The sequence below is a fragment of the Rathayibacter sp. SD072 genome, assembly GCF_017355185.1.
Taxonomy (GTDB): Bacteria; Actinomycetota; Actinomycetes; order Actinomycetales; family Microbacteriaceae; genus Rathayibacter.
This window is the reverse complement of sequence record NZ_JADILJ010000020.1, coordinates 58,882-66,503: the sequence shown is the minus strand read 5'-3', so window position 1 is coordinate 66,503 and position 7,622 is coordinate 58,882. Positions and strand designations below refer to the sequence as shown.

The following is a 7,622-nucleotide window of genomic DNA, read 5'->3' as shown; positions in this document are numbered from 1 at the left end:
CGGCCTCGGGAGCGGCCGCCGACGGCTCGACGCGGGCGATGTACTTCACCCGCAGGCCCAGGACCTGCTGGATCGCCTGCCGGAGGTGCTCGCTGACGCCGGGCTGACCGGCGGTGCCCGCCATCTTGAAGGAGTCGACGTCGTTCTGGCTCGGGAAGGACAGCGTGAGGACGTCGTCCTTCAGCGCGCGGACCTGGGCGGTGTACGCGACGAGCCAGGCGGTCATCCTGGCCTTCTGCACGACCTCGAGGATCTCGGGCCAGCTGTCCTTCATCCGCTGCAGGGTGATCGGACCCTCCTCGGCGGCGGCCGGCACGACCGGGGCGGAGGGAGCGGCGTCGGCCGGCGGAGTGGGAACGGAGGCGGGCTCGGGGGCGGACTGCGCCGGAACCTGCTCGACGGGCACCGCGGGCCCCGCCGGCTCGGCCGGGACGGCCGGGACGGCCGTCGCGATGACGGCGGCCGGACGCTCGATGCGGTGGGCGGGAGCGATCGGGGCCGGAGCGGCGGGGGCCCGGTCGCGCGGCTCATCGGCGGCCCGCGGCGCCTGCGGGCGCACGGCCTCCTGCGGGCGCACGGCCTCCTGCGGGCGGGCGGCCTCCTGCGGGCGCTCGCCCGCCGACGGGGCGCCACCCAGCACCAGGGCGCGCGCGATCATCAGCTCGAGGTGCAGGCGCGGCGAGGTGGCGCCGGTCATCTCGGTGAGGGCGTCGTTGACGAGGTCGGCGACGCGGGAGAGCTCGGCGAGGCCGAGCGCCCGGGCCTGGCCCGCCATGCGGTCGAGCTCGTCCTGCGAGACGCCGCGCAGCACCGCGGCGGCCGCCGCTCCGGTGGCGGCGACGACGATGAGGTCTCGGAGCCGCTCGAGGAGGTCGTCGACGAAGCGCCGCGGGTCCTGACCGGTCTGGATGACCCGGTCGACCGCTCCGAACGCCTCGGCGGAGTCGTGCTCGGCGAGCGCGTCGATCACCTCGTCGAGGAGGGCGCCGTGGGTGTAGCCGAGCAGCGCCACGGCGCGCTCGTACTCGACGGTGCTGTCCTCGGACCCGGCCATCAGCTGATCGAGCAGGGACAGCGTGTCGCGGACCGAGCCGCCGCCCGCGCGGACCACGAGGGGCAGGACGCCCGCCGCGACTCCGACGCCCTCGCGTTCGCAGAGCTCCTGCGTGTAGTCGAGCATCTGCGCGGGCGGGACGAGGCGGAACGGGTAGTGGTGGGTGCGCGAGCGGATGGTGCCGATCACCTTGTCGGGCTCGGTCGTCGCGAAGATGAACTTCACGTGCTCCGGCGGCTCCTCGACGATCTTGAGCAGCGCGTTGAAGCCCTGCGGCGTGACCATGTGGGCCTCGTCGAGGATGAAGATCTTGAAGCGGTCGCGGGCCGGGGCGAACACCGCGCGCTCGCGGATGTCGCGCGCGTCGTCGACTCCGTTGTGGCTCGCGGCGTCGATCTCGACGACGTCGAGCGAGCCCTGGCCCTCGCGGCTGAGCTCGACGCAGCTGTCGCAGACGCCGCAGGGCGTGTCGGTCGGACCCTGCGCGCAGTTCAGGCAGCGGGCGAGGATGCGGGCCGACGTGGTCTTGCCGCAGCCGCGCGGACCACTGAAGAGATAGGCGTGATTGACGCGGTTGGTGCGCAGGGCCGTCATGAGCGGATCGGTCACCTGCGACTGGCCGATCATCTCGGCGAACGTCTCGGGCCGGTACCGGCGATACAGGGCTGCTACCACCCGTACAGAGTAGCCGCGACCTCCGACACCGGAGCGGGGTCGGCCGAGGCGGGGCCCCGCGTAGCCTCGGAGCGTGACGGACCCCGCGCCCCTCCCCCGCTTCGACGCCGTCGTGCTCGCCGGCGGGCGCGCGCGCCGCCTCGGAGGTGCGACCAAGCCGCTCCTGGTGCACAGCGGGGCGACCCTGCTCGCCACGGTGCTGGCGGCCGTCGAGGGCGCCGAGCGGACCGTCGTCGCCGGGCCGGCGCAGCTGGCTCCGGAGGCCGGGACGGCGCTGCTGGTCCAGGAGGATCCCCCGTTCGGCGGGCCGGTCGCGGGGCTCGCCGCCGCACTCCCCCGGCTCGAGCGGCCCGCCGCCCCGGAGTGGGTGCTCGTTCTCGCCGCGGACCTGGTCTCGCCCGCCGCCGCCGTCCAGCGGCTGCTCGCGGAGGCCGCGAGCGCCGACTCCGACTCCGTCCTCGCCGTCGACGCCGAGGGCCGGGCCCAGCAGCTGCTGGGCGTGCACAGGACGCGGTCGCTCGTCCGGGCGCTCGACGCGCTCGGCACCCCGGACGGAGCCTCGGTGCGCGCGCTCCTGCGCCGTCTCGCGGTCGCACTGGTCGCCGTCCCCGCCGAGGCCACCGCCGACGTCGACGGCCCGGACGACGCCCGGCGGCACGGCATCGACGTGCCGCCGTCCGTCCCGTCAGACTGAGCGGATGAACGAGACGACGGACGACCGGCCCACCGACGACGTGCTCCGCGAGTGGTGGGACGAGCTGTGCACCGCGCTGGGACTGGGCGAGGTGCCGATCGGGCGCGACGCGCTGCTCGCGCTGGCGGGCGACGCCGCGCACGGGATCGTGCGTGCCGCGGCTCCGCTGACGACGTTCCTCGCGGGGTACGCGGCGGGCCTGCAGGGCGGCGGGGCGGGGGCGCTCGCCACCGCGCTGGCCACCGCGAGCGGCGCGATCCAGGGCCGCGCGCACGACTCCTGACACCGTACTCCCCGAGGCTCGATCCCGCTCCAGACTCCGGGCGTACGGTGCGATCGGGCCCCGACGCCGCGGCCGGACCACCGCGCGGCGCCAAGGACCCCCGCGGGGCGAGCGCTCCGCGGTCGCTGCGCTGAAGGAGCACCCATGTCGGGCAACAGAGCCGTCGCCTACAAGTCCCCCGGAGTCGTCGAGGTCATCGACATCGACTACCCGACCTTCGAGCTGAAGGACGGTCCGGGCGTCAACCCGGCCAACATCGGCCGGAAGCTGCCGCACGGCGCGATCCTGCGCACCGTGTCCACCAACATCTGCGGATCGGACCAGCACATGGTCCGCGGTCGCACGACCGCCCCGTCCGACCTCGTGCTCGGCCACGAGATCACCGGCGAAGTCGTCGAGGTCGGCCCCGATGTCGAGTTCGTGAAGGTCGGCGACATCGTCTCGGTGCCGTTCAACATCGCCTGCGGCCGCTGTCGCAACTGCAAGGAGCGCAAGACCGGCATCTGCCTGAACGTGAACCCCGACCGCCCGGGCAGCGCCTACGGCTACGTCGACATGGGCGGCTGGGTCGGCGGACAGGCCGAGTACGTGATGGTGCCCTACGCGGACTGGAACCTGCTCGTGTTCCCCGACCGCGACCAGGCGCTCGAGAAGATCCTCGATCTCACGATGCTCTCGGACATCTTCCCCACCGGGTTCCACGGCGCGGTGACGGCCGGGGTCGGCGTCGGCTCGACGGTCTACGTCGCGGGAGCGGGTCCGGTCGGACTCGCAGCGGCGGTCGGAGCCCAGCTGCTCGGCGCGGCGGTGGTCATCGTCGCCGACCTCAACGAGGAGCGGCTCGCGCAGGCGCGCTCCTTCGGCTGCGAGACGGTCGACGTCTCGAAGGGCGACCCGGCTGGGCAGATCGAGCAGATCCTCGGCGTGCCGGAAGTCGACTGCGGAGTCGACGCCGTCGGCTTCGAAGCGCACGGCAACGGACCCGACTCGCATCAGGAGGCGCCGGCGACGGTGCTCAACTCGCTGATGTCGATCACAGCGGCGGGCGGCGCGCTCGGCATCCCCGGTCTCTACGTCACGGGTGACCCGGGCGGAGTGGACGACGCCGCGAAGGAGGGCTCGCTCTCCATCCGACTGGGTCTGGGCTGGGCGAAGTCGCTGTCGTTCACGACGGGCCAGTGCCCGGTGATGAAGTACAACCGCCAGCTGATGATGGCGATCCTGCACGACCGGGTGCACATCGCGGACGCGGTGCAGGCCACCGCGATCACGCTCGACGAGGCTCCGCGCGGCTACGCGGACTTCGACAAGGGCGCGGCGAAGAAGTTCGTGCTGAACCCCAACGGGTACCTCGGCTGAGCCATCGGCGGGGTCCGCGCGACGCGGGCCCCGCCCTGCTCCCGGCCAGAATGAGGGGATGAGCGCGCACCGGCACGAGGCGACCGACTGGGACGACGCCCGGCGGCGCGCCGCGGACGCCGTCGCGGTGGGCGACGTCGTCGAGGTCCCGCTCCTCGCCGCACGCGGAGCGGTGCTCGCCGGAAGCGTCGCGACGACCCGTCCGCTCCCCCACTACGACTCGTCGGCGATGGACGGCTGGGCGGTGCGCGGCGCGGGACCGTGGCGGCTCGCCGACGGAGTCGCCGCTCCGATCGTCACCGGCGGCGTCGTGCCGGACTGGTGCGACGCGGTCGTGCCCACCGAGCAGGGCCGCGTCGACGACGGCGTGCTCTCGAGCTCGGCGGTCCTGCCGCACGGGCGCCACGTGCGCCGCGCCGGGGACGAGGCCGCGCCCGGGACGGTGCTGGTCGGCGCCGGAACCCGCCTCACTCCGGCCCGCCTCGCGCTGCTCGCGGTCGCGGGCGTCGACCGACTGAGCGTGCGCCGTCCGTGCCTCGTCGACCTCCTCCTCACCGGCGACGAGATCGACACCGAGGGGGCGCCACCGGCCGGCCGGGTCCGCGACGCGTTCACCCCGCTCCTCCCCTCGTTCGTCGAGGGCGTCGGCGGAGCAGTGGGCGAGGTCGACCGGCTGCGGGACGACGACCACGCGATCGCCGCGCGGCTCTCGGCGGGGACGGCGCCGATCCGTCTGACGACCGGCGGCACCGGGCGCTCCCGGGCCGACTCGGTGCGGCGAGCACTGACCCTCGCCGGCGCCACGGTGCTGGTCGACGGCGTCGACATGCGACCCGGCCACCCGACGATGCTCGCGGTGCTGCCAGGAGGCGCGCTCGTGATCGCACTGCCGGGCAACCCCCTCGCGGCGCTGCTCGCCGCGCTGTCGTTCCTCCCTCCCGCGCTCGACGCCGCGGCCGGAGCGACGCCGCGGACGCTCGCCACCGGAACACTGGGCGAGCCGCTCGGCAGGCCGTCGACGACGGTGCTCGTCCCCGTCTCGCGCGGCGAGGGCGGCTGGCGGTCCGCGGCGGGCATCCGCTCGCACATGCTCACGGGGCTCGCGGCCTCGGAGGCCGTCGCGGTGGTGCCGGCCGGCGGCGCGCAGGCCGGCGACCCGGTCCGCCTCCTGCCGCTGCCCTGGTAGCGGTCAGCCCACGGGCTCGAGCCGGACGACGACCGACTTCGACGTGGGCGTGCCGCTGATCCTGGCGGTCGAGTCGAGCGGCACCAGCACATTGGTCTCGGGGTAGTAGGCGGCCGCGCAGCCGCGCGGGGTGTCGTAGGCGACGGTCCGGAACTCCGGTGCGCGGCGCTCGACGCCGTCCTCCCACTCCGACACGAGGTCGACCATCGCGCCGTCGGCGATGCCGAGCGCGGCGAGATCCGAGGCGTTCACGAAGACCACGCGCCGCCCGCCGTGGATGCCGCGGTAGCGGTCGTCGCGTCCGTAGATCGTGGTGTTGAACTGGTCGTGCGAGCGCAGGGTCTGCAGCAGCAGCCGTCCCTCGGGCACGCGGGGGTACTCGAGCGGGTTCGCGGTGAAGCGCGCCCGGCCGGTCGCCGTCTCGAAGCGGCGCTCGTCGCGCGGCGGATGCGGGAGGACGAAGCCGCCGGGGGCGCTCACCCGCGCTTCGAAGTCCTCGAATCCGGGGACGACGTTCGCGATGTGCCCGCGGATGAGGCGGTAGTCCTCGCGCAGTGCCGCCCAGTCGACGACCGGGGCGTTCTCGCGACCCGCGAGCAGCCGCTCCGCGATACCGGTGAGGATCGCCACCTCGGAGCGCAGGTGCTCGCTCGGCGGAGCGAGGCGACCGCGCGAGGCGTGCACGGCGCTCATCGAGTCCTCGACCGTGACCCGCTGCTCCCCCGTGGCACGGACGTCCGCGTCGGTGCGGCCGAGCGTCGGCAGGATCAGTGCCCGGCGCCCGGTGACGACGTGCGAGCGGTTCAGCTTGGTCGACACGTGCACGGTGAGCGCGAGCGAGCGCATCGCCGCCTCGGTCACGGCGGTGTCGGGGGTGGCGCGCGCGAAGTTGCCGCCGAGTCCCATGAAGACCCGCGCCGCTCCGTCGCGCATGGCGCGGATCGCCGCGACGGTGTCGGTGCCGTGCTTCCGCGGCGACGAGAACGAGAACTCCGCGTCGAGCCGGTCGTGGAAGACGTCCGGCATCCGCTCGAAGATGCCCATCGTGCGGTCGCCCTGCACGTTGGAGTGGCCGCGGACGGGGCAGACGCCCGCGCCGGGCTTGCCGATGCTGCCGGTGAGCAGCAGCACGTTCACGACGTCCTTGAGCGTGGCGACGGAGTGGCGGTGCTGGGTGAGTCCCATCGCCCAGCAGACGATCGTGCCCTCGGACGCGGCGATCAGCTCGGCGATCGCGCGGATCCGCGCCTCGTCGATCCCGCTGCCGACCTCGATCTCGGACCACTCGGCGCCGCGCAGCTCGTCGAGGTAGGCCTCGAGCCCGTCGGTGCTCTGCTCGATGAACGCGCGGTCGAACACCCCGCCGCGCGACTCCTCGAGGTCGAGCAGCGCCTTGCCGAAGCCCTGGAACAGGGCCTGGTCACCGCCGAGCCGGACCTGCAGGAAGTGGTCGGCGAGGGCGGTGCCTCCGCCGATCGTGCCGCGCACGGTCTGCGGGTTGTCGAAGCGGAGCAGTCCCGCCTCGGGCAGCGGGTTGATCGCCACGATCGTGCTGCCGGCCCGCTTCGCGCGCTCGAGCGAGGTGAGCATGCGCGGGTGGTTCGTGCCCGGGTTCTGCCCGGCGACGATGATCAGCGGCGCGCGCTCGATGTCGCGGAGGCTGACCGACCCCTTGCCGATGCCGATCGTCTCGGTCAGCGCGGATCCGCTGGACTCGTGGCACATGTTCGAGCAGTCGGGGAGGTTGTTGGTGCCGAAGCCGCGCACCAGCAGCTGGTAGACGAAAGCGGCCTCGTTGGAGGTGCGGCCGGAGGTGTAGAAGATCGCCTCGTCCGGGCTCGCGCAGGCGCGCAGCTCCTCGGCGACGAGGTCGAGCGCCTTTTCCCAGCCGATCGGGCGGTAGTGGGTCGCGCCCTCCTCGAGCAGCATCGGCTCGGTGAGGCGGCCCTGCTGGCCGAGGGCGAAGTCGTCCCAGGTCTCGAGCTCGGCGAGCGAGTGCTGCGCGAAGAAGGCCGGGGTGACGGTGCGGAGGGTCGCCTCCTCGGCCACCGCCTTCGCCCCGTTCTCGCAGAACTCGGCGACGTGGCGCTTGTCGGCCTCGGGCCAGGCGCACCCGGGGCAGTCGAAGCCGGTCTTCTGGTTCACGCGGAGCAACGTCTCGGCGCTGCGCAGCGGACCCATCTGCTTCATCGAGATCTGCAGGGCGTGCGCGACTCCGGGGATGCCGACCGCACGGTGCTTGCGGGCGCCGACCGTGAGGCCTCGCTCGTCGATCGGAGTCTCTCGGGGTGCGGCGTCATCGACCATCCCTGCATGCTACGTCGCGCAGCCGAGGAACGGACGGGCGGCCCGGGACGCGCGCCGGTGCGAG

6 protein-coding genes are annotated in these 7,622 nt (G+C 73.9%); 4 read left to right on the top strand and 2 right to left on the bottom strand.

Features of this window, described 5'->3' with window-relative positions; genetic code table 11:
• A partial coding sequence (locus tag IOC53_RS09970) for a DNA polymerase III subunit gamma and tau (RefSeq protein ID WP_207405282.1) occupies positions 1 to 1,729 on the bottom strand: 1,729 nt, incomplete at its 3' end.
• Positions 1,730 to 1,802: 73 nt separating this feature from the next.
• On the opposite strand from IOC53_RS09970, the gene IOC53_RS09965 reads away from it, so the two are divergent.
• The 4 genes from IOC53_RS09965 (at position 1,803) to IOC53_RS09950 (ending at position 5,251) form a co-directional block, all read left to right on the top strand.
• On the top strand, positions 1,803 to 2,423 hold the full coding sequence (locus IOC53_RS09965; RefSeq protein WP_207405280.1) for a molybdenum cofactor guanylyltransferase: 621 nt from the start codon (positions 1,803 to 1,805) through the stop codon (positions 2,421 to 2,423).
• Between the two features lie 4 nt (positions 2,424 to 2,427).
• Positions 2,428 to 2,706, top strand: coding sequence for a DUF6457 domain-containing protein (locus IOC53_RS09960; protein ID WP_207405278.1), 279 nt, complete (start codon positions 2,428 to 2,430; stop codon positions 2,704 to 2,706).
• Between the two features lie 144 nt (positions 2,707 to 2,850).
• Entirely contained in the window at positions 2,851 to 4,065 is a 1,215-nt protein-coding gene (gene fdhA / locus IOC53_RS09955; RefSeq protein ID WP_055791222.1) for a formaldehyde dehydrogenase, glutathione-independent, read from the top strand.
• Positions 4,066 to 4,123: 58 nt separating this feature from the next.
• Positions 4,124 to 5,251 carry a molybdopterin molybdotransferase MoeA gene (locus IOC53_RS09950; RefSeq protein WP_207405276.1) on the top strand — a complete coding sequence of 376 codons (1,128 nt, stop codon included), beginning with the start codon at positions 4,124 to 4,126 and terminating at the stop codon, positions 5,249 to 5,251.
• A 3-nt stretch (positions 5,252 to 5,254) separates the two neighbouring features.
• Here IOC53_RS09950 and IOC53_RS09945 read toward each other — a convergent pair whose 3' ends face one another.
• Complete coding sequence (locus tag IOC53_RS09945; RefSeq protein WP_207405274.1) at positions 5,255 to 7,558, bottom strand: FdhF/YdeP family oxidoreductase; 2,304 nt, start codon at positions 7,556 to 7,558, stop codon at positions 5,255 to 5,257.
• Positions 7,559 to 7,622: the final 64 nt, after the last annotated feature.

What these genes read in the sequence shown, in the direction of transcription:
- IOC53_RS09960 (WP_207405278.1), top strand. Translation starts at nt 2,428, where the DNA reads ATGAACGAGACGACGGACGACCGGCCCACCGACGACGTGCTCCGCGAG.
- IOC53_RS09950 (WP_207405276.1), top strand. Translation starts at nt 4,124, where the DNA reads ATGAGCGCGCACCGGCACGAGGCGACCGACTGGGACGACGCCCGGCGG.
- IOC53_RS09945 (WP_207405274.1), bottom strand. Translation starts at nt 7,558, where the DNA reads ATGGTCGATGACGCCGCACCCCGAGAGACTCCGATCGACGAGCGAGGC.
- fdhA (WP_055791222.1), top strand. Translation starts at nt 2,851, where the DNA reads ATGTCGGGCAACAGAGCCGTCGCCTACAAGTCCCCCGGAGTCGTCGAG.